Source organism: Streptosporangium pseudovulgare (assembly GCF_014648055.1).
In the GTDB taxonomy this organism is placed as follows: Bacteria; Actinomycetota; Actinomycetes; order Streptosporangiales; family Streptosporangiaceae; genus Streptosporangium; species Streptosporangium pseudovulgare.
Window position 1 is genome coordinate 195,059 of record NZ_BMQJ01000011.1, and the last position, 20,044, is coordinate 215,102.

Consider the following 20,044-nt stretch of genomic DNA (forward strand, 5'->3'; position numbering starts at 1 on the left):
GGCACATGGACATCCTCTGGCTGGGCGTGCTCGCCCTGCTGCTGATCGGCTACTTCGCCCTGGAAGGCTTCGACATCGGCCTGGGCCTGCTGCTGCCCGTGCTGGGCCGTACCCCCCGGGACCGCGACCGGATCGTCGCCGCCATGGCGCCGTTCGTGCTGGCCAACGAGGTGTGGCTGGTGGCGGTGGCGGGCGTGCTGTTCGGCGCCTTCCCCGCGGCCGAGGGCGAGGCCCTGTTCGGCCTCTACCCGCTGGTGGTCTCCCTGCTCCTGTCGTGGATCGTGCGCGACGCCGGCCTGTGGTTCCGCCGCCGCCTCGACGGTCCCGCCTGGCGGGCGGCCTGGGACTGGGCGATCTTCGCCGGCTCGGCGGGCCTGGCGCTGAGCTGGGGCATGGCGCTGGCGGCGATGGCCGGCGGCCTGTCCGGGCCCGCGGTCGGGCTGCCCGGCCTCGGCGCCGGGCTGCTGATGGCCGCGGCGTTCGCCTTCCATGGCTGGACGTTCGCCTCCTGGCGGCTGCCGGACGGCCCGACCGGAGCGCGCCGTACCGGAGGGGCGCTGCTGGCGTCGGCGTGCGTGGCCGCCGCACCGGCCGCGGCGGTGGCCGCGGCGTCCGCCCCGTGGCTGCTGGAGCGCGCCGCGCCAGCCGGGACGCTGGGTGTGCTCAGTGTCATAATCCTGCCGTTCACACCCCTGATGGTCGGTGCGCAAGTATGGGTGTGGCGCGCCTTCGGTCCCCGGAGCGCCGCCGAACGGATGCCGTCGTTCTTCTAACGTCGCTCTTCTAAGGTTTCCATGCACAAGGATCTCCTACGGCTGGCGCGCGGCGAGCGGGCCGTCCGCGGGCACCTGGCCCTCTGCCTGGCCGCGGCGGTCCTCGCCGGGCTGCTCGTCCTCGTCCAGGCGGAACTGCTCGCCGGGGTGCTGTCCGGGCGGTTCGCCACCTCCGCGCTGGGGTTGCTGGCGCTGGTCGTCGCGGTCCGCGCGGCGCTCGGCCTGCTGCAGGGCGTGGCCGCCGGGCGCACCGTCGCGGGGGTGAAGACCGCACTGCGCCACCGGCTGCTGGGCAGGCTGCGCGACATGGGCCCGGCCCGGCTGGCCGCCCACCGCTCCGGCGAGCTGGTCACGCTCACCGGCCGCGGCCTGGACGCCCTCGACCCCTACCTGTCGGGATACCTCCCCGCGGTCGCGGTGGCCGGCGTGGTGCCGGTCGCCGTACTGGTCCGGCTGTTCGCCGCCGACCTGACCAGCGCGCTGATCGTGCTGGTCACGGTGCCGCTCATCCCGATCTTCGGCGCGCTGGTCGGCATGCACACCAAGGCCGTCACCGAGCGGCAGTGGCGGGCCCTCTCCCGGCTCGGCGGCCACTTCCTGGACGTGGTCCGGGGCCTGCCCACGCTGCGGGCCTTCGGCCGGGCCCGCTACCAGGCCGAGGTGATCGCGAGGGTGGCCGACGCCCACCGCGCCGCGACGATGCGCACCCTGCGGGTGGCGTTCCTGTCGTCGCTGGTGCTGGAGCTGGCGGCGTCGCTGTCGCTGGCGCTGGTCGCCGTGCCGGTGGGCCTGCGGCTGCTGTCGGGGTCGCTGGACCTCTCGGCCGCGCTGCTGGTGCTGCTGCTGGCGCCGGAGGCTTATCTGCCGCTGCGCGTCATGGGCAACAAGTTCCACGCGGCCATGGAGGGGGTCGCCGCGGCCGACGAGGCGTTCGCCGTACTGGACGAGCGGGCCGATCCCCCGGCGGAGGAGCGGGCGGAGCAGGGCCCGGCGGCCGGCGCGGGCTCCGGAAACGGCGTGACCATCGGTACGGTGACCGGCGCGGGCGCGGTGGACCGTCTGAGAGCGGGGAACGGCGCGGACGGCGGTGCGGCGCCGGAGATCCGGCTGGAGAACGTCACCGTGCGCTACCCGGGCCGCGAGGACGCGGCGCTGGAGGACGTCTCGCTGGTGATCGCGCCCGGCGAGCGGGTCGCACTGGTCGGTGAGAGCGGTGCGGGCAAGAGCACGCTGCTTCACCTGCTGCTCGGGTTCGTCGTCCCCGCCTCGGGCCGGGTCCTCGTGGACGGCGTCGAGCTCCGCGAGCTCCGCGAGCTCCGGGCCGGCGAGTTCGCGGAGCTCGCGGAGTTCACGGAAAACGGGAATCGCGCGGGACCGGCGGGGCTCCCACGGCTCATGGGGCTCGATGCCTGGCGGGCCCGGCTGGCGTTCGTGCCGCAGCGGCCGCACCTGTTCGCCGCGTCCGTGGCCGACAACATCCGGCTCGGCGCCCCCGGCGCGACGGACGCCGAGGTCCGGGCCGCGGCCCGCGCCGCGCACGCCGACGAGTTCGTCTCCGCGCTGCCCGAGGGCTACGGCACGGTGCTGGGCGAGCGCGGGGCGAACCTGTCGGCCGGCCAGCGCCAGCGGGTCGCGCTCGCCCGGGCGTTCTGCCGCCCGTCGGCCGGCCTGCTGCTGCTCGACGAGCCGACGGCCCGGCTCGACGGCCGCAGCGAGGCCGCCGTGGTGGCCGCGACCCGGGAGCTGGCCGAGGGCCGCACCGCGGTGATCGTGGCCCACCGGCCCGCGATGATCGACATCGCCGACCGGGTGATCAGGATCGCCGACGGGCGCGTGGTGGCCGCCGCCCCGGCCGGGGAGGCGCGATGAGCCGGCGGGACGACGAACGGGAGGGCACGGCGGTGGACCGGGACGACGCGGGCCGGGGAGGCACGGTCACCACGGCGCGGACCGGAAGGACCGCGCCCGTGGAGGACGCCGCGACGGCACCGGCCGGCGGGGGGACCGCCGTCCGGACGAAGGCGCCGGTACGGCCCGGCAGGCGGCTGGCCCTGGCCGCGGCGGCCGGCGCGGCGGCGGAGCTCGCCGGGCTCGGGCTGATCGGCTCGGCGGCGTGGCTGATCACCCGGGCGGCCGAGCAGCCGCCGCTGGCCGCGCTGAGCGTGGCGATCGTGGGGGTGCGGGCGTTCGCGACCACCCGGGGCGTCCTGCGCTACGGCGAGCGCCTGGCCGGGCACGATGTGGCGCTGCGCGCCCAGGCCACGACCCGGGAGCGGCTGTACGAGGCGCTCATCCCCGCCGGGCTGCCCGGACGGCGCGGCGCCGACCTGCTCAGCCGGATGGTGGACGACACCGACGCCGCCCAGGACCTGCTGGTGCGCGTCCTGCTCCCGGCGGCGGCGGCGCTGGTGACCACGCTCGCCGCCGTGGTGCTCGCCGCTTTCCTGCTCCCGGCGGCGGCCCTGGTGCTGCTGGCCGGGCTGGCGGTGGCCGGGGCGCTGATCCCGGCCGGCACCGCCGCCGCGGCGCGCCGCTGGGCGGCGCGGATCGCCCCGGCCCGCGCCGCCCTGGCCGCCCGGGTCGCCGACCTGGTGCACGGCTCGGCCGACCTCGCGGCCTACGGCGCCGGGGACCGGGCGCTCTCGGCCTGCGCCGAGGCCGACGCCCGCCTTGCCCGGCTGGAGCGCCGCCAGGCGCGGGGGAACGCGCTGGCCACCGGTGCGGGCGTGCTCACCCAGGGCCTCACCGTGCTGGCCGTCGTGCTGGTCGCCCGGGGCTCCGGGACGGGCCCGGTCGCCACGGCGGTGCTCGCGCTGACCGCGCTGGTGGCGTTCGAGCCGGTGCTGCCGATGGCCGCGGCCGGGGAGCGGCTGACCGGTGTGCTGGCCGCCCTGCGCCGCCTGCGGGAGATCCGCGCGACCCCGCCGGCCGTCGCCGAGCCGGCCCGGCCCCGTCCCGTCCCGGCGGGTCCGCCGGCCGTCGAGGTCTCCGGCCTGGTGGTCCGGCACGGCGACGGCCGCGCCCCCGCGCTCGACGGCGTCAGCCTGACCCTCACCCCCGGCAGGCGCGTCGCCCTGGTCGGTCCCAGCGGGGCCGGCAAGAGCACGCTGCTTTCGGTCCTGATGCGCCTGGTGGAGCCGGAGTCCGGCGTGGTCCGGCTGAACGGGACCGACATCCGCGAGCTGGCCTCCGACGACGTCCGCGCGGTGATGACGGGCCTCACCCAGGACCCGTACGTGTTCCGGGCGTCGCTGCGCGACAACCTGCTGCTGGCCGGCCCGGAGGCCGGCCCGGACGAGCTGGCGGAGGCGGTACGGCGGGCCCGCCTGGACCGGTGGGTGGAGCGGACCGGCTGGGACACCGTCCTCGGCGAGGACGCCCGGACGGTGTCCGGCGGGCAGCTCCAGCGGCTGGCGCTGGCGCGGGCCCTGCTGCACGACCCGCCGGTGCTGCTGCTGGACGAGCCCGCCGAGGCGCTGGACACCGAGACGGCCGAGGCGCTCATGGCCGACCTGCTGGACGCCACGCGGGGCCGTACGACGCTGCTGGTCACGCACCGCCTGCACGGGCTGGAGCAGGTCGACGAGATCGTCGTCCTGGAGAACGGCAGGGTGACGCAGCGCGGCACCCACGACGAGCTGGTGGGCGTCCCGGGCTATTACGGCGACCTGTGGCGGTCGGAGGAGATGGTCTCCCGCCGCTGAGGTGCCCGGCCGGATCCTCCCGGCGATCCGGCCGCGGGAGTTGAGTTTGCGACGCAATCCGGTTTACAGTTCAAACCAGAGGGTTTGCGTCACAAACTTGTTTATCCCCCGAAGGAACACCGTGGACGACGACGAGCGGGCACTGAGCCCGCAGGAGATGCTCCGGCTCATCGAGCAGCAGGAGACGGCCGCCGCCGAGCGGTTCGTCCCCGACCCGGTGCCGCACTTCCTGGCCTGGGGGGTGGCCTGGCTGGCCGGGTTCGGCGCGCTGTTCCTGCACTACGGCCTGTCCGGCAGGCCGTACGCGCCGGTGCCGGCCTGGGCGGCCCTCACGGTGCTGTGGGTGCTGATGGCGGCCGCGCTGGTGGTCAGCGCGGCCACCATGTGGCAGCTGCGCAGCCCGGTGCGCGGGCCGTCCCAGGAACGCGGAATGATGTACGGCCTGTCCTGGGCCCTGGGCTTCCTCGGGGTGTGGACGGCGGGCATCCGGTTCGGCCAGCAGCTTCCCGAAGCCGAGACCGGCCTGCTGTGGGCCGGCCTGTCCATGATGACGGTCGCCATGCTCTACGTGGCGGGCGGCGCCGTCTGGCACGAACGGACGATGTTCCTCTTCGGGACCGGCATGGCCGTGCTCAACGCGGCCGGCGTGATGGCCGGCCCCGGCTGGCACGCGCTGCTGATGGCGGCGGGCGGCGGGGGCGGGTCGATCGTGGCCGGCCTGCTGCTGCGCAGGGCGAGGCGCCGGTGACCTCCGGCCTCGACCCGGTGATCCACGCGCCGGCCCGGCTGCGGGTGGTCGCCACGCTCAACGCCCTGCGCGAGGGCGACACCGTCACCTTCCCCGGCCTGCGCGACCTTCTCGGCATGACGGCCGGCAACCTCTCGGTGCACCTCGGCAAGCTGGAGGACGCCGGGTACGTCGAGATCACCAAGACCCACCGGGGCCGCACCCCCGTCACCTACGTCGCCCTCACCCGGCGGGGCCGCCTGGCCTTCGAGGACTACACCGCCGAGATCCGCTCGCTGCTCGACGCCGCGTCGCCCCCCGCCGACGGCTGACGCACCTCCCCGACTCCCCCCACGACATGAAAGGCCCCATGATGGAGACGCTGGCGCGCGCCATCGAGGTCACCCGCCGCTACGGCAGCGTGACGGCCCTGGACGGGGTGTCGCTCGACATCCGCCGGGGCGAGCTGGTCGGACTGCTCGGCCCCAACGGCGCGGGCAAGTCCACCCTGATCAACCTGTTCGCCGGGCTGCGCAGGCCCCATTCGGGCCGGGTCGAGCTGTTCGGCGGCTCCCCCGCCGACCCCGTACGGCGCCGCGACATCGGCGTCACCCCGCAGGAGACCGGGCTGCCCTCGACCCTGCGGGTCCGCGAGGTGGTCGACTTCGTCACCGCCCACTACCCGCGCGGCGCCGCCCGCGGGGAGCTGCTGGAGCGGTTCGGGCTGACCGGGATGGAGCGCCGGCAGATCGGCGGGCTGTCGGGCGGTCAGAAGCGGCGGCTCGCGGTGGCGCTGGCCTTCGCCGGGAACCCGCGGCTGGTCTTCCTCGACGAGCCGACCACCGGCCTGGACGTCGAGGCGCGCCGGACGCTGTGGGACGCCGTCCGGGACTTCCACGCCGGCGGGGGCACCGTGGTGCTCACCAGCCACTACCTGGAGGAGGTCGAGGCGCTGGCCGAGCGGGTCGTGGTGGTCGACCGGGGCAGGGTCCTGGCCGACGACACCGTGGCGGCGGTCCGGGACATCGCCGGGATGCGCCACGTCACGCTGACCGCCGGGGAGCTGCCCGACCTGCCCGGCGTCGTGCGCGCCGAGCGGGACGGCTCCCGCGTCCTGCTGCTCACCGCCGACGCCGACGCGCTGGTCCGGGCACTGGTCCGGGCCGACGTCCCCTTCACCGGGCTGGAGATCCGTCCCACCTCCCTGGAGGAGGCGTTCCTGACCATCACCGCCCGCGAGTCCCAGGCGGCCTGAACCCCGTCCGCGGGCCCGGCCACGGCTCCCTCGCTCCCCCGTCGCGCCGCCCCGCCGCCCCGTTCCAGGCTCCCACGCCCCGTCGCGCCGCCCCGCCGGCCCGTTCCCGGCCCCTCCCCGGCTCCCACGCTCCCGAGAAAGGGACGCCCCCATGTCGCTCCTCCTGACCCACACCAAGTACCGGTTCCTGGAGACCATCCGGGTCCCGATCGCGGTGGTCGGCAACACCTTCTTCCCCTCGGCCTCGATGCTGTTCTTCGTCGTCCCGTTCGCCGGGGACGACCCGCTCGTGGCCACCCTCGCCACCGGGTCGATGATGACCTTCTCGGTGATGTCCACCGCCCTGTTCACGCACGGCCTCGGGGTCGCCGACGACCGCGCCCAGCCGTGGGACCCGTACATGCGCACCCTCCCGGCGGGCCCGTGGCCGAGGTTCGGGTCCAACATCCTCAACGGGCTGATCATGACGCTGCTCGGCATCCTGCCGGTGCTCGTCATCGCCGCCACGCTCACCGAGGCGACCGTCACCCCGGCGCAGCTGCTGCTCGGCCTGGGCGCGCTGCTCGTCGCGTCGATCCCGTTCACCCTGATCGGCCTGTTCGTCGGCTACCTGCTGCCGGCCAAGGCCGCGATCGCGGTCGTCCAGCTCGTGCTGCTGCCGATGGCGGTGGGCGGCGGCCTGCTGATGAGCCCGACGGACCCGCCCGCCTTCATCGCGGCCGTCGCCCCCTTCCTGCCCACCCGGGGCGGGGCCGAGCTGGTCTGGGCGGCGGTCGGCGGGCCCGCGCCCCGGGCGCTTCCCCTGGTCATGCTCGCGGTGTGGACCGTGGTGGCCGGGGCGCTGGCCGTCTGGGCCTACCGCCGCGACGAGGGCCGCCGCTTCTCCTGAGGCGGCCGCGTCGCCCCGGCCCTCCGCAGGGCTCCCGCACCGTGGGAACGAGGACGTGCCGCCGGATCCCCTCCGTCCGGCGGCACGTCCTTCTCCAGGGAGCGAGCAGCATCCATCCCCGGGCTTTCGGCGCGGCCCCGCACGGTCCGGGCCGGGCCGTACGGCGGCGCGTGCCGCCGCACGGTCCGGGCCGGGCCGGGCCGTACGGCGGGCCGGCGCGGCGGGAGGTCAGGAGGTCGTGGTCTTCTCCTCCAGGGTCACCTTGACGTTCTGCTCGCGGCCGTCGCGGAGGTAGGTGATCGACACCTCCTGGCCCGGCTTGAGGCCGCGCACCGCGCCGACCACCGTGTCGGGGGCGTCGACCGCGGTGCCGCCGATCCTGGTGATGACGTCACCCTGCTTGATCCCGGCCTTCTCCGCGGGGCTGTCCGCGGTGACCTGGGCGACGAGGGCGCCGGCCGTGTCGCCGGTGGCCTGGGCGAGGTTCACGCCGAGGAAGGCGTGGGAGACCTTGCCGCTCTTGATGAGCTGGTCGGCCACCTGCTTGGCGGTGTTGATCGGGATGGCGAAGCCGACGCCGATGTTGCCGTCGCCGCCGTTGGTGGCGATGGCCGAGTTGATGCCGACGAGCTGGCCGCGCGTGTCGACCAGCGCGCCGCCGGAGTTGCCGGGGTTGATCGCCGCGTCGGTCTGGATCGCGTGGCCGATCGTGGTGGGCCCGCTCTCGGGCTGCTGCTGCCCGCCGCCCCAGCCGCCGCCCCAGCCGGGCGGGAGCTGTTGCTGCTGCTGCTGACCGCCGACGGTCACCGTACGGTCCAGGGCGCTGACGATGCCCGCGGTGACCGAGCCGGACAGGCCCAGCGGGCTGCCGACGGCGAGCACGGAGTCGCCCACCTTGAGTTTGTCGCTGTCGCCGAGCGACGCGGCGGTGAGGCCGGAGACGTCGTTCGCCTTGATGACCGCCAGGTCGGTGGCCGGGTCGGTGCCGACGATCCGCGCGGTGGCGGTCTTGCCGTCGCTGAACTTGACGGTCACCTCGCCGCCCTGCCCGCCGGCCTCGACCACGTGGTTGTTGGTCAGGATCATGCCGTCCGCCGTCAGCACCACGCCCGACCCCTCGCCGCCCCCGCCGGCGGTCTTGACCTGGATGGACACCACCGACGGCTGGACCGCCGCGGCGACGTCGGCGACCGTGGTCACGTTGCCCGCCGGAGCGGCCAGCGGCGCCGACACCGCGACCGGCGCGGCCGCGGGGCCGTCGCCGAAGGAGGCCGTGGCGACGGAGCCGACCACGCCGCCCCCGACGGCCGCCACGGCCAGCGCCAGTCCCGCGCCGATCTTCTGCGCGGCGGTGAGCCGCGTCCGCTGGGCGGGGACGGCCCCGGGCGCCGGGGCGGTGAGCGCCTCCGGCACCGGGTGGATCAGCGTCGGCTGCGGGTCGGCGGGCCTGGAGGCGGCGAAGCCTCCCGCACGCGGCGGCACCTTGCCGAACTGGCTCCAGCCGGTCACATCGGCCGGGGTGGTGTCCTGCCCATCCTTGTTCGGTTCCATGTCTTGATCCCCCAACTCCTCGCGTCGCCCATGCCGAGCCGGGGCGGCGACCGGTGACTCCAGTGCCTCCAAAGATGCCGGAGAGGGTGTAAGACCAGGTTAAGAGGATGATCGGGAAAGAAGCACTCTTCTCACGCGGCCTTTATGCGCCGTGGTCAGCGGGCCCGGCGCGCCCCGGAGTCCCGTGATGGAAATCACGACGGACCGGTCCGGGCCGCGCCGGCGCGCGTCAGGGCCGGGCGGGCCAGTACTCGTCGCGCAGCAGGCGCTTGTAGAGCTTGCCGGTGGGGTGGCGGGGCAGTTCCTCGCGGAAGTCCACCGACTTCGGGCACTTGTACGACGCGAGCCGCTCCCGGCAGTAGGCGATCAGCTCCGCCTCCAGCGCGGGGCCGGCCAGGTCCATCGAGACCGGCGAGACGACGGCCTTGACCTGCTCGCCCATCTCCTCGTCGGGGACGCCGAAGACCGCGACGTCCGCGACCTTCGGATGGACCGACAGGACGTTCTCCGCCTCCTGCGGGTAGATGTTCACCCCGCCCGAGATGATCATGTAGGAGCGGCGGTCGGTCAGGTAGAGGAAGCCGTCCTCGTCGAGGTGGCCGATGTCGCCGAGGGTGGTCCAGCCCCTGCCCTTGGGGTCGCGCGACGCCTGCGTCTTGGCCTCGTCGCCGTGGTAGACGAACTGCGGCCCGTCGGAGAAGTAGACCGTGCCGTGCTCGCCCGGCGGCAGCTCCTCCCCCTCCTCGTCGAGGATGCGCACGGTGCCGAGCAGGGCGCGGCCGACCGTGCCCGGGTGCTTGAGCCAGTCCTCGGAGCCGACGTGCAGGAAACCGTTGCCCTCGGTGCCCGCGTAGTACTCGTGGATGATCGGCCCCCACCACCCGATCATCTGCTCCTTGACCGGGGTCGGGCAGGGGGCGGCGGCGTGGATGGCGCACCTCATCGACGACAGGTCGTAGCGGGCCCGGGTTCCGGCGGGCAGCTTGAGCATCTTGATGAACATGGTCGGCACCCACTGCGAGTGGGTCACGCCGTACCGCTCGATGAGCGCCAGGGCCCGCTCGGGGTCGAACCTCTCCATGACCACGACCGTCGCGCCGAGTCGCTGGAAGGTCATGCAGTACCGCAGCGGGGCGGCGTGGTACAGCGGGGCCGGGGAGAGGTACACGCTGTCGGCCGACGGCGCGAACAGCAGCCGCACGAGTTGCAGCAGGCCCCCGGGCGTGTCCAGCGGCGCCTTGGACAGGACGGGTTCGACGCCCTTGGGGCGGCCGGTGGTGCCCGAGGAGTAGAGCATGTCCGCGCCCTGGCACTCGTCGGCGACGGGGGTGGGCGGGTGCGCCGCCACCGCCTCCTCGTAGGAGACGAACCCCTCTGCCCCCTCCGGGACGCCGTCGAGCATGAGCCGCAGCTCGACCTTCGGGGTCAGGGCGGTGACGGAGGCGGCCACGTCGGCCAGGGCGGCCGAGGAGACGAAGACCCGCGCCCCGCAGTTGTCGACGATGTAGGCCAGCTCGTCGGTCCGCAGCCGGGGGCTGATCGCCGTGTAGTACAGGCCCGTCCGGTGGGCGGCCCAGGCGATCGTCAGGAACAGCGGGTGGTTCTCCAGCATGAAGGCGATGTGGTCGCCCGGCCGCAGCCCCGCGGCCCGGAGGAGGTGGGCCAGCCGGTTGGACTCCTCGTCCAGCTCACGGTAGGTGACGACCCGCCCCGAGTCGGCCATGATCACGGCGGGTTTGTCCGGTGAGGTGGCGGCGATCGCTCCCGGGTGCATGCAGCCGAACATTACTCTGCCGGTTGCCGGGTGAGAAGAGACGGCCGGGCCGCGGTCCCGGAGATCCGGAACCGCGGCCCGGCCGCGCGGCACGCGGGGCGCGCGGCCGTACGGGGAGCACCCGCGCGCGGGGTGCACAGCCGTACGGGGAGCACCGGCACGCGGGGTGCGGGTCCCGTACGGACCGCACGATCGCGCACGGGCGCGGGGTCAGGAGGCGGGGATGACCGCGCCCTTGTACTGCTGCTCGATGAACTGCTTCACCTCGGGACCGGCGAGCAGCTTGGCGAGCTTGACCACGCGCGGGTCCTTCTCCTTGCCCGCCGCAACGACCAGGCCGTTGGCGTAGGGGTTGCCCTCGGCCTTCTCCAGCACCAGCGCGTTCTCGGCCGGCTTCAGACCGGCCTCCAGGGCGTAGTTGCCGTTGATGACGGCGGCGTCCACGTCGTCCAGCGAGCGGGGCAGCTGCGCGGCCTCCAGCGGCTGGAACTTCAGGTTCTTGGGGTTGCCGGTCACGTCCCGCTCGGTGGCCGCGGTGCCGGCGCCCTCCTTCAGGGTGATCACGCCGTTGTCGGCGAGCAGCTTCAGCGCCCGGCCGAGGTTGGTGGCGTCGTTGGGCACGGCGACGGTCGCGTTCGAGCCCAGCGCGTCCAGGCTGGTGATCTTCTTGGAGTACAGACCCAGGGGCTCCAGGTGGACCGGCTGCAGGAAGGTCAGCTTGGTGCCCTTGGAAGCGTTGAAGTCGTCCATGTAGGGCTTGTGCTGGAAGAAGTTGGCGTCGAGCTGGCCGTCATCGAGCTGGACGTTCGGCTGGACGTAGTCGGTGAACTCGACGATCTGGAGGTCCAGGCCCTCCTTGGCGGCGAGCTTGTCCTTGACGAACTTCAGGATCTCGGCGTGCGGGACCGGGCTGGCGCCGACCTTGAGGACGTCGGAGGCCGAGGACGTGCCCCCGCCGCCGCCGGACTCGGACGAGCCCGAGCCGCAGGCGGCCAGGGCCAGGGTCAGCGCGATGATCGCGGAGACGATGCCGAAGAGCTTGCGCATGGTGTGCTTCCTTGTTGATACGGCGTCCGGCGGCCCGCTCGCGACGGGGCCTCCGGGAGACGGAGAAGGGGGTCCTCCGGGAGCGGCCCCGCCCGCGGCGGGGGCCCCGGGGGGCGGAGAAGGGCGTGGGAGGCGCTGGGACAGGTCAGCGGCGGGCCAGATGGCGGGCGGCGAAGTCGCCCAGCATCTGGCCGAGCTGCACGATGACGATCAGGACGACGACGGTGACGATCATCAGCGGGGTCTCGAAGCGCTGGTAGCCGTAGCGGATGGCCAGGTCGCCCAGCCCTCCGCCGCCGATGGCGCCGGCCATCGCCGAGTAGGAGATCAGCGCGACGACGGTCACCGTGAGACCCGCGACCAGGCCGGGCATCGCCTCCGGCAGCAGGACCTTCCCGACGATCGTCGTACGGCTCGCGCCCATCGCCTGGGCGGCCTGCACCTTGTCGTCGCCGACCTCGCGCAGGGCGGTCTCCACCAGCCGGGCGAAGAACGGCGCGGCGCCGAGGGTCAGCGGGACCACCGAGGCGGTGGTGCCGATGGTGGTGCCGACGATCATCCGGGTCAGCGGGATCACCGCGATCATCAGGATGATGAACGGCAGCGAGCGGCCGATGTTGACCACCAGCCCGAGCACCCGGTTCAGCGGCGTGGAGGGCAGCAGCCCGCCGCGGTCGGTGACGACCAGCGCGACGCCGAGCGGCAGCCCGATCAGCACGGTGAACAGCGTGGACCAGGCGACCATCTCGACGGTCTGCCCGGTCGCCTCCCACAGCAGGGGGGCCATCTCGTCCCAGGTCATCGGGCTTCCTCCACCAGCAGGCCACGCTCGGACAGGTGGGCGAGGGCGGCGTCCCGCCCGCCGCCGGTGAGATGCACGCGCAACCGTCCGGCCGCGACCCCGGCGACCTCCTCCAGCGCCCCGCCGAGGATGTTGACGTCCACGTCGAACTTGCGGACCACCTGCGAGATCACCGGCTCGCCGGCCTGTCCGGCGAAGGTGATCGTGACGGCGCCGGGCTCGGCCGGGGGAAGCGGGAACAGCTCATCGGTCAGCCGGGATCCCGGCCGGGCGAGCAGGTCGGGGATGGCCCCGGACTCCTGGATCCGGCCGTCCTTCATGATGGCGGCCGAGTCGCAGATCGACTTGACGACGTTCATCTCGTGGGTGATCAGCAGGATGGTCAGGCCGAGCTCGCGGTTGAGGCTCTTCAGCAGGGCGAGGATCGACTGGGTGGTGGCCGGGTCGAGAGCCGAGGTGGCCTCGTCCGACAGCAGCACCGCGGGCCTGCCCGCCAGCGCGCGGGCGATGCCGACGCGCTGCTTCTGGCCGCCGGACAGCTGCCCGGGGTGCGCCTTCGCCTTGTCGGCCAGGCCCACCAGCTCCAGCAGCTCGGCGACGCGCCGGGCGCGCTCGGCCCGGCCGACCTTCATGATCTCAAGGGGGAACGCGACGTTCCCGGCGACCGTGCGGGATGACATGAGCGCGAAGTGCTGGTGCACCATCCCGATCCCGCGGCGGGCCAGGCGCAGCTCGCCCTCCCCCAGCGCGGTCAGCTCCCGGCCGGCCACGGTCACCGTGCCCTCGGTGGGCCGTTCCAGCAGGTTCACGCAGCGCAGCAGGGTGCTCTTGCCCGCGCCGCTGCGGCCCAGCACGCCGAAGATCTCACCGTCGCGGACCCGGAGGTCGACGCCGTCGACGGCGACCACCTCGCGTCCACGATCCCGGTAGACCTTGCGCAGGCCTGACACGTCGATCACAGCTGTGAATCCCCCAAACGGATGTCGAAGAAAGGACGTCGAGCGGGGGAAGGGCTAGCGGGTGCCCGGGTGGAAGGGCAGGTGGCTCAGGCGGCGCAGGACGAAACGGTCCGCGGGGCAGGTCATGGTGGGAGCCTTCGTGAAGTCGCGAAGAGGACGGGGCGGGGGCGGGATCAGCGCGCGGAGCGGGTCCGGCGCATCTCACACATGCACATGCCGCGACACGATCCTCGGTTCGTCGAGGTCGGGGCGGCACGGCGGGTCGTCTTCACGTCGGCGTCAACACATGCCCTCGGAACCCTATTCCTGATATTTCATGTGATTCAGGTCACTTTACTAAAATAGGGTTGAACAGGGAGAACAGGCGGGGCGACCCCCGGGGGCCTCCGGGAGGATCGCGCGACGGACCGTCGGCGCGCCACCCGGCGGCCCCCCGGGACCACGCGGCGGCCCGCCGGCTCAGGCGTGGCGGTAGGGGTCGCGCAGCGGGACCGCCCGCGCGGCGAAGGCGTCCTTGATCTCCTGCATCCGCGGGCCGGGCGCGTAGAAGCGCCCCTTGGTCTCGCCGTACGGCCGCAGCCACCCCCCGGCCGCCAGGTCGCGCAGGTCCCTGGCCGCCTGCCCCTGGCTGAGCGCCTCGTCGGCCTGGTATCTGCTGCGGCGCAGCCGCCGGTTGACGAACACCTCGTAGAGCGCGGAGACGGTCCGCGGGTTCAGCCCGTCGGCGTCGACCCGCTCCTCCAGCATCGTCCACACCTCCCCCGCCTCGGCCAGCCGCCGCCCGACCTGCTGGGCCTGGAGGTGGTGGGCCCGCAGGCAGAACCGCACCCAGGGCAGCGTGTCGCCGTGCGGGTTCCACCGGCCGCCCTGCCCTTGGGCCAAGGCGTCGTAGTAGTCGTACGTGGCCCTCCCCTGGCCCAGCCACTCCTCGATGGAGGAGAACTCCGGGGTGGTGATCTGGTCGCGGCCGAGCACCAGCGTCTGCAGCGCCCGGGACATCCGGCCGTTGCCGTCGCGCCAGGGGTGGATGCTCACCAGGTTGAAGTGGGCCATGGCCGCCCGCACGTAGCTCGGCGCGTCGAGGTCGCCCGTGTTGAGCCAGCCGGTCAGCTCCTCCAGCAGCTCCGGCACCTCCTCGGCGTCCGGGCCCTCGTAGACGACCTCGCCGGTGGCCGTGTTGCGGACGTAGATGCCGCCGGGCCGTACGGCGCCCGGGGTCTTGTCCACGTGGTGGCCGATCATCATGAAGTTGAGCGCGTGGAGCAGGCCGGTGTCGAACCGGAACGCCCGGGTGTGGGAGAGGATCCGGATGTAGGTGAGCGCCTGCTGGTAGCCGGCGATCTCCCTGGCCACCGTGGCGGGGGTCTCCAGCGGGTCCTCACCGGCCATGATCGACTCGATGTCCTCGACGCTGGCGCGGTAGCCCTCGATGGAGTTGGACCCCTGGATGGCCAGGGCCTGGAGGTGGCGCCGGAGTCTTCCGTCCCAGCGGTGGGTCTCGGCGAGACGGTATTTCAGGTCGCGCCGCATCTCCTCGATCTCGCCGAGGACCTTGTCGTCGATGGCCTCCAGCTGAGGCGTGCCGTACAGCATGCGTTCATGACAGCATGGACGGATCATCCGTTCAAGCGAATGAATGATTCGTCCATTTATGTCCTTCGGGGAGCCGGTCGGCTTCCCGCCCGGGACGGTGAACGGCCCCCGACCGGTTCCCCGCCCGGAACGGCGAACGGCCCGCCCTGGAGGGCGGGCCGTTCGTCACGGGGACGGCCGGGTCAGGCCGCGCGCGGCCGGTCGGATCACGTGCGACCGGCCGTGCCGCGTGAGCCGGGTCAGGCCGCGGCGCGGTCGGCGACCTTGGCCGGGGTGAGCGCGATCTCCAGGACCTCCCGCACATCGCTGACCGTGTGGATGGTCAGCTCGTCGCGCACCGCCTGCGGGACGTCGTCCAGGTCGGGCTCGTTGCGGGCCGGGATCAGCACGGTGGTGATGCCCGCCCGGTGGGCGGCCAGCAGCTTCTGCTTGACCCCGCCGATCGGCAGCACCCGGCCGGTGAGGGAGACCTCGCCGGTCATCGCCACGTCGCTCCTGACCTGGCGGCCCGACAGCAGCGAGGCCAGGGCCGTGATCAGGGTGACGCCGGCCGACGGACCGTCCTTGGGAACGGCGCCGGCGGGGAAGTGGATGTGCACCGAGCGGTCCTTGAGGGAGGACACCGGCAGCTCCAGCTCCGCGCCGCGCGAGCGCAGATAGGACAGGGCGATCCTGGCCGACTCCTTCATGACGTCGCCGAGCTGGCCGGTCAGGGTCAGGCCGGTGTCGCCGGTCTCCGGGTCGGCCAGCGACGCCTCCACGTACAGGACGTCGCCGCCGGCGCCGGTGACCGCCAGGCCGGTGGCCACGCCGGGCACCGCCGTACGCTGGCGGGACTCCGGGAGCGAGGACTCCGGCACGTGCCGCGGGCGGCCGAGGTAGGGGACGAGGTCCGTGACCGTCACCGGCAGTTCCCCGGCGCCGAGCGCGACGTTGGCGGTCACCTTGCGCAGAACCCGGGCGATCGAGCGCTCCAGGGACCGCACGCCGGCCTCCCGGGTGTACTCGCCGGCCAGCCGGCGCAGCGCGTCCTCGCCGATGACGACGTCCTCGGCGGTCAGGCCGGCCTTGTCGAGCTGGCGGGGCAGCAGGTGGTCCCGGGCGATGGCGACCTTCTCGTCCTCGGTGTAGCCGTCGAGGGTGACGATCTCCATGCGGTCCAGCAGCGGGCCGGGGATGGCCTCCAGCACGTTGGCGGTCGCCAGGAACAGCACGTCGGACAGGTCGAGCTCGACCTCCAGGTAGTGGTCGCGGAAGGTGTGGTTCTGCGCCGGGTCGAGCACCTCCAGCAGCGCCGCGGTGGGGTCGCCGCGGTAGTCGGAGCCGACCTTGTCCACCTCGTCGAGCAGCACGACCGGGTTCATCGAGCCGGCCTCGCGGATCGCGCGGACGATCCGGCCCGACTGGGCGCCGACGTAGGTGCGCCGGTGGCCGCGGATCTCGGCCTCGTCGCGGACGCCGCCGAGGGCCACGCGGACGAACTTGCGGCCCATCGCGCGGGCCACCGACTCGCCGAGGGAGGTCTTGCCCACTCCGGGAGGTCCTGCCAGCGCCAGTACGGCGCCGCTGCGGCGCCCGCCGACGACCCCGAGGCCCTTCTCGGCCCGGCGGCCGCGGACGGCGAGGTACTCGATGATGCGGTCCTTGACGTCGTCGAGGCCGGTGTGGTCGGCGTCGAGGACGGCGCGGGCCGCGGCGATGTCGTACGAGTCCTCGGTCCGGGTGTTCCACGGGATGTCGAGGACGGTGTCGAGCCAGGTGCGGATCCAGCCGGTCTCCGGGGACTGGTCGGAGGTCCGCTCCAGCTTGTCGACCTCCTTCAGCGCGGCCTCGCGCACCTTCTCGGGCAGGTCGGCGGCCTCGACGCGGGCGCGGTAGTCCTCCTCCTCGGTCTCGGGGGAGGAGCCGTTGAGCTCCGACAGCTCCTTGCGGACGGCGGCGAGCTGCTGGCGCAGCAGGAACTCGCGCTGCTGCTTCTCCATGCCCTCCTGGACGTCCTTGCGGATCGTCTCGGCGACGTCGAGCTCGGCGAGGTGCTCGCGCGCCCACTCGACCAGCTTGGCCAGCCGGTCCGCCGGGTCGGCGGTCTCGAGGATCTCGGCCTTGCGCGGGGTGCCCAGCCAGGGGGCGTAGCCGGAACTGTCGGCCAGGACCGACGGGTCGTCCATCTGGTTGACGGCGTCGACGACCTGCCAGGCGCCCCGCTTCTGCAGGATTGTGGTGGTCAGCGCCTTGTACTCCTTGGCCAGCTCGACGGCGCGCTCGCCCGCCGGGACGGCCTTGATGACGGTGGCCTGCACCCACAGCGCGGCGCCGGGGCCGGTCGTGCCCGCGCCGACGCGGACGCGGTCGACGCCGCGCACGACGGCGGCGGGCTCGCCTCCGGGCAGCCTGCCGACCTGCTCGACGACGGCCTTGACGCCGACGGAGCCGTAGCGGCCGTCGATGCGGGGAACGAGCAGGACCTGTCCCTTGTTCTCGGTCAGTGCCTGAGCCGCGTCGATCGCGGCCCGGACCTCGGCCTCGGACAGGTCCAGCGGGACCACCATTCCCGGCAGCACGACCTGGTCGTCGAGCGGGAGAACCGGGAGGATCAAGCTCTCACTCATGCGAACTCCAAGGGTTGAGTTACACCGACTCAATTAATGAGAGCGGCAATATGTTCCCGGGATTGAGCGTGTTCGCCGTGAGCGATCGTAATTCTGTAATCGACGCCCTCGGAGGGGTCTCCGGACGGGCTCTCGAACGGGCTCCCGGACGGGCTCCCGGACGGGCTCCCGGACGGGCTCCCGGACGGGCTCCCGGAGGGATCACTCCCGGGTGGGACGGGGCGCATCACTCCGAGGTGGGACGGAACGCATCACCCCGGGGTGTGACGCCGGCCGCCCGCGATCCCCCTAGGCTGGGCCGATGCCCCCGCGTGACGCCCTCTCCCGGCTTTCCCGGCCGCTGGTCCGCGCCCTGGTGAAGGGGGAGCCCGGCCCGCCGTTCCCCCGGTCGCGGCGCCTCCGGCCCCGGGTGCCGGCCTTCCTCGGGCTGCTGCCGTTCCGGACCCTCGACCTGGTCCTGGTGGCCGACCTGGTGCTCGCCTGGATCCTGTTCGCCTCCGGCTACTCGGTCCTGCTGGGCGTCAACGGCGAGTCGCTCCGGCCGGGCATCCCGCCTCCGGGCATCAACGAGAACGTCCTGCTCCTCTGCGCGGTCGTCTCCTCACTGCCCCTGGCGCTGCGCGACCGGTGGCCGCTGGCGGCCTGGCGGCTGGCCACCGGCGGCATGCTCCTGGCCGCCCACTTCGTGGAGCGGCTGTCCTCGCACTCCTACTCCACCGCGGGCGCCATCACCTACCTGCTGGTCGTCTACTCGGTGGCGGTGCGCTGCGACCGCGAGACCGTCCTCGGGGCGTGGCTCGTCTCGGTCCTCGCCCTGGTCGTGGTCAGCGCCAACGGCGGCGAGATCGTGCTGGGCGCCGGCCTGCTGACGGTGACCGCGCTCCTGGGCTACAACGTGCGGAGCAGGCGCCTGGCCGCCGGCCGGCTGGCGGAGGAGGAACGGCGCAGCGAGCGGGCCCTGGCGGCGCAGGCCGTACTGGAGGAACGGACCAGGATCGCCCGGGAACTGCACGACGTCGTCGCCCACCACATGTCGGTGATCGCCATCCAGGCCGAAGCCGTGCCGCTGAAGGCCGCCGGGGACTCCCGGGTGCTGGAGGAGGGACTCGCGGAGATCCGCGCGCTGTCACTGGCGACCATGACCGAGATGCGCCGCGTGCTGGGGGTGCTGCGCGACGGCGGCGAACGCGCCGACACCGCGCCGCAGCCGGGCCTCGGCCGGCTGGAGGAGCTGGTCGCCACCGCGCGGTCCGCCGGGCTCACCGTGACGCTCCGGCTGGGCGGCGACCTGCTGGGACTGCCCGAGGCGGTGAGCCTCTCGGCATACCGGATCGTCCAGGAGGCGCTGAGCAACGCCATGCGCCACGCGCCCGGCTCGGCCGTCTCGGTGCGGATCACCCGCTCCGGCGACGAGCTGCGCGTCCACGTGGCGAACGGCCCCGGCGTCGGCGGCCGCGAGCGCCCGCCGGGCAACGCCGGGCACGGCCTGCTCGGCATGCGGGAACGGGTCTCCATGCTCGGCGGGAAGCTGTGGGCGGGGCCGGTCGGGAAGGGCTTCGCGGTCACCGCCATACTTCCGATCGTGGAAGACGCGGAGGGCGGCGCATGACGATCCGGGTGCTCATCGCCGACGACCAGGGCATGGTGCGGACCGGCTTCACCGTGTTCCTCAGCTCCCAGCCGGACATCGAGGTCGTCGGCGAGGCCGCCGACGGGCGCGAGGCCATGGTCCGGACGGCCGAGCTGCGGCCGGACGTCGTGCTGATGGACGTGCGGATGCCGGTCATGGACGGCCTGGCCGCCACCCGGGCCATCCTGGACGCGGACGGCCCGAAGCCGAAGGTGCTGATCCTGACCACCTTCGACCTCGACGACTACGTGTACGAGGCGCTGCGGGCCGGGGCGAGCGGGTTCCTGCTCAAGGACGCCTCCGCCCAGCAGCTCGCCGAGGCGGTCCGGGTCGTCGCCTCCGGTGACGCGCTGCTCGCGCCGTCGGTGACCCGGCGGCTGATCTCGGAGTTCGCCCGCGTCGGGCCGCGTCGCCCGCGCGCCCGGCCGGCCGACATCACCGAGCGCGAGACAGAGGTCCTCACCCTGATCGCCCAGGGCCGCTCCAACCAGGAGATCGCCGAACAGCTCGTGGTGTCGGAGCAGACCGTCAAGACCCACGTGGGCCGCATCCTGGCCAAACTGGACCTGCGCGACCGCGCCCAGGCGATCGTCTACGCCTACGAGACGGGCCTGGTCCGCCCCGGCGGCTGATCCGTGGCTCCACCGCGCGACCGGATGCGGTCTACCCCACCGGGGCCTCGTACGGCGAGCGGCGCCCGAGGCGCCGCCGCGCGGCCGGGCCCGGTACGA

At 73.7% G+C, this 20,044-nt stretch carries 16 protein-coding genes; 9 read left to right on the forward strand and 7 right to left on the reverse strand.

From position 1 onward, the window contains the following. Positions 1-5: 5 nt before the first annotated feature. The 7 genes from IEZ10_RS22220 (at position 6) to IEZ10_RS22250 (ending at position 7,348) form a co-directional block, all read left to right on the forward strand. On the forward strand, positions 6-773 hold the full coding sequence (locus IEZ10_RS22220) for a cytochrome d ubiquinol oxidase subunit II (protein ID WP_189248421.1): 768 nt from the start codon (positions 6-8) through the stop codon (positions 771-773). A 21-nt stretch (positions 774-794) separates the two neighbouring features. Continuing rightward, positions 795-2,642 carry an ABC transporter ATP-binding protein/permease gene (locus IEZ10_RS22225; RefSeq protein ID WP_189248422.1) on the forward strand — a complete coding sequence of 616 codons (1,848 nt, stop codon included), beginning with the start codon at positions 795-797 and terminating at the stop codon, positions 2,640-2,642. Further along, the gene (gene cydC / locus IEZ10_RS22230; protein WP_189248423.1) at positions 2,639-4,477 is read left to right on the forward strand and encodes a thiol reductant ABC exporter subunit CydC; all 1,839 of its coding nucleotides are present in this window, start codon (positions 2,639-2,641) and stop codon (positions 4,475-4,477) included. The genes IEZ10_RS22225 and cydC overlap by 4 nt, the downstream gene beginning before the upstream one ends. Positions 4,478-4,598: 121 nt before the next feature. Continuing rightward, the gene (locus IEZ10_RS22235) at positions 4,599-5,225 is read left to right on the forward strand and encodes a transporter (protein WP_189248424.1); all 627 of its coding nucleotides are present in this window, start codon (positions 4,599-4,601) and stop codon (positions 5,223-5,225) included. Further along, positions 5,222-5,536, forward strand: a complete 315-nt coding sequence (locus IEZ10_RS22240) for a winged helix-turn-helix domain-containing protein (protein WP_179818157.1) — start codon at positions 5,222-5,224, stop codon at positions 5,534-5,536. The genes IEZ10_RS22235 and IEZ10_RS22240 overlap by 4 nt, the downstream gene beginning before the upstream one ends. A gap of 38 nt (positions 5,537-5,574) precedes the next feature. Next, a complete protein-coding gene (locus IEZ10_RS22245) occupies positions 5,575-6,459 on the forward strand; it encodes an ABC transporter ATP-binding protein (protein WP_229811513.1) in 885 nt (294 codons plus the stop codon). A 151-nt stretch (positions 6,460-6,610) separates the two neighbouring features. Then, positions 6,611-7,348, forward strand: coding sequence for an ABC transporter permease (locus IEZ10_RS22250; protein WP_189248425.1), 738 nt, complete (start codon positions 6,611-6,613; stop codon positions 7,346-7,348). 228 nt (positions 7,349-7,576) lie between these two features. Here IEZ10_RS22250 and IEZ10_RS22255 read toward each other — a convergent pair whose 3' ends face one another. From IEZ10_RS22255 to lon, 7 genes are all read right to left on the reverse strand, one after another. Continuing rightward, the gene (locus IEZ10_RS22255; protein ID WP_189248426.1) at positions 7,577-8,899 is read right to left on the reverse strand and encodes a S1C family serine protease; all 1,323 of its coding nucleotides are present in this window, start codon (positions 8,897-8,899) and stop codon (positions 7,577-7,579) included. 229 nt (positions 8,900-9,128) lie between these two features. After that, positions 9,129-10,673, reverse strand: a complete 1,545-nt coding sequence (locus IEZ10_RS22260) for an AMP-binding protein (protein WP_189248427.1) — start codon at positions 10,671-10,673, stop codon at positions 9,129-9,131. Between the two features lie 210 nt (positions 10,674-10,883). Continuing rightward, positions 10,884-11,720, reverse strand: coding sequence for a MetQ/NlpA family ABC transporter substrate-binding protein (locus IEZ10_RS22265; RefSeq protein ID WP_189248428.1), 837 nt, complete (start codon positions 11,718-11,720; stop codon positions 10,884-10,886). Positions 11,721-11,865: 145 nt separating this feature from the next. After that, positions 11,866-12,522, reverse strand: coding sequence for a methionine ABC transporter permease (locus IEZ10_RS22270; protein ID WP_189248429.1), 657 nt, complete (start codon positions 12,520-12,522; stop codon positions 11,866-11,868). Then, positions 12,519-13,481, reverse strand: coding sequence for a methionine ABC transporter ATP-binding protein (locus IEZ10_RS22275; protein ID WP_189248430.1), 963 nt, complete (start codon positions 13,479-13,481; stop codon positions 12,519-12,521). Before IEZ10_RS22275 ends, IEZ10_RS22270 begins: the two co-directional genes overlap by 4 nt. A 459-nt stretch (positions 13,482-13,940) precedes the next feature. Further along, positions 13,941-15,074: a Fic family protein gene (locus IEZ10_RS22280; protein ID WP_189248431.1), complete on the reverse strand. Its 1,134-nt coding sequence runs from the start codon at positions 15,072-15,074 to the stop codon at positions 13,941-13,943. 239 nt (positions 15,075-15,313) lie between these two features. After that, complete coding sequence (gene lon, locus IEZ10_RS22285; protein WP_189248432.1) at positions 15,314-17,683, reverse strand: endopeptidase La; 2,370 nt, start codon at positions 17,681-17,683, stop codon at positions 15,314-15,316. A 301-nt stretch (positions 17,684-17,984) separates the two neighbouring features. Between lon and IEZ10_RS22290 the strand changes: the two genes are divergently transcribed. Both IEZ10_RS22290 and IEZ10_RS22295 read left to right on the forward strand, forming a co-directional pair. Next, the gene (locus IEZ10_RS22290) at positions 17,985-19,292 is read left to right on the forward strand and encodes a sensor histidine kinase (protein WP_189248433.1); all 1,308 of its coding nucleotides are present in this window, start codon (positions 17,985-17,987) and stop codon (positions 19,290-19,292) included. After that, the gene (locus tag IEZ10_RS22295) at positions 19,289-19,945 is read left to right on the forward strand and encodes a response regulator (protein WP_189248434.1); all 657 of its coding nucleotides are present in this window, start codon (positions 19,289-19,291) and stop codon (positions 19,943-19,945) included. The genes IEZ10_RS22290 and IEZ10_RS22295 overlap by 4 nt, the downstream gene beginning before the upstream one ends. Positions 19,946-20,044 lie beyond the last annotated feature (99 nt).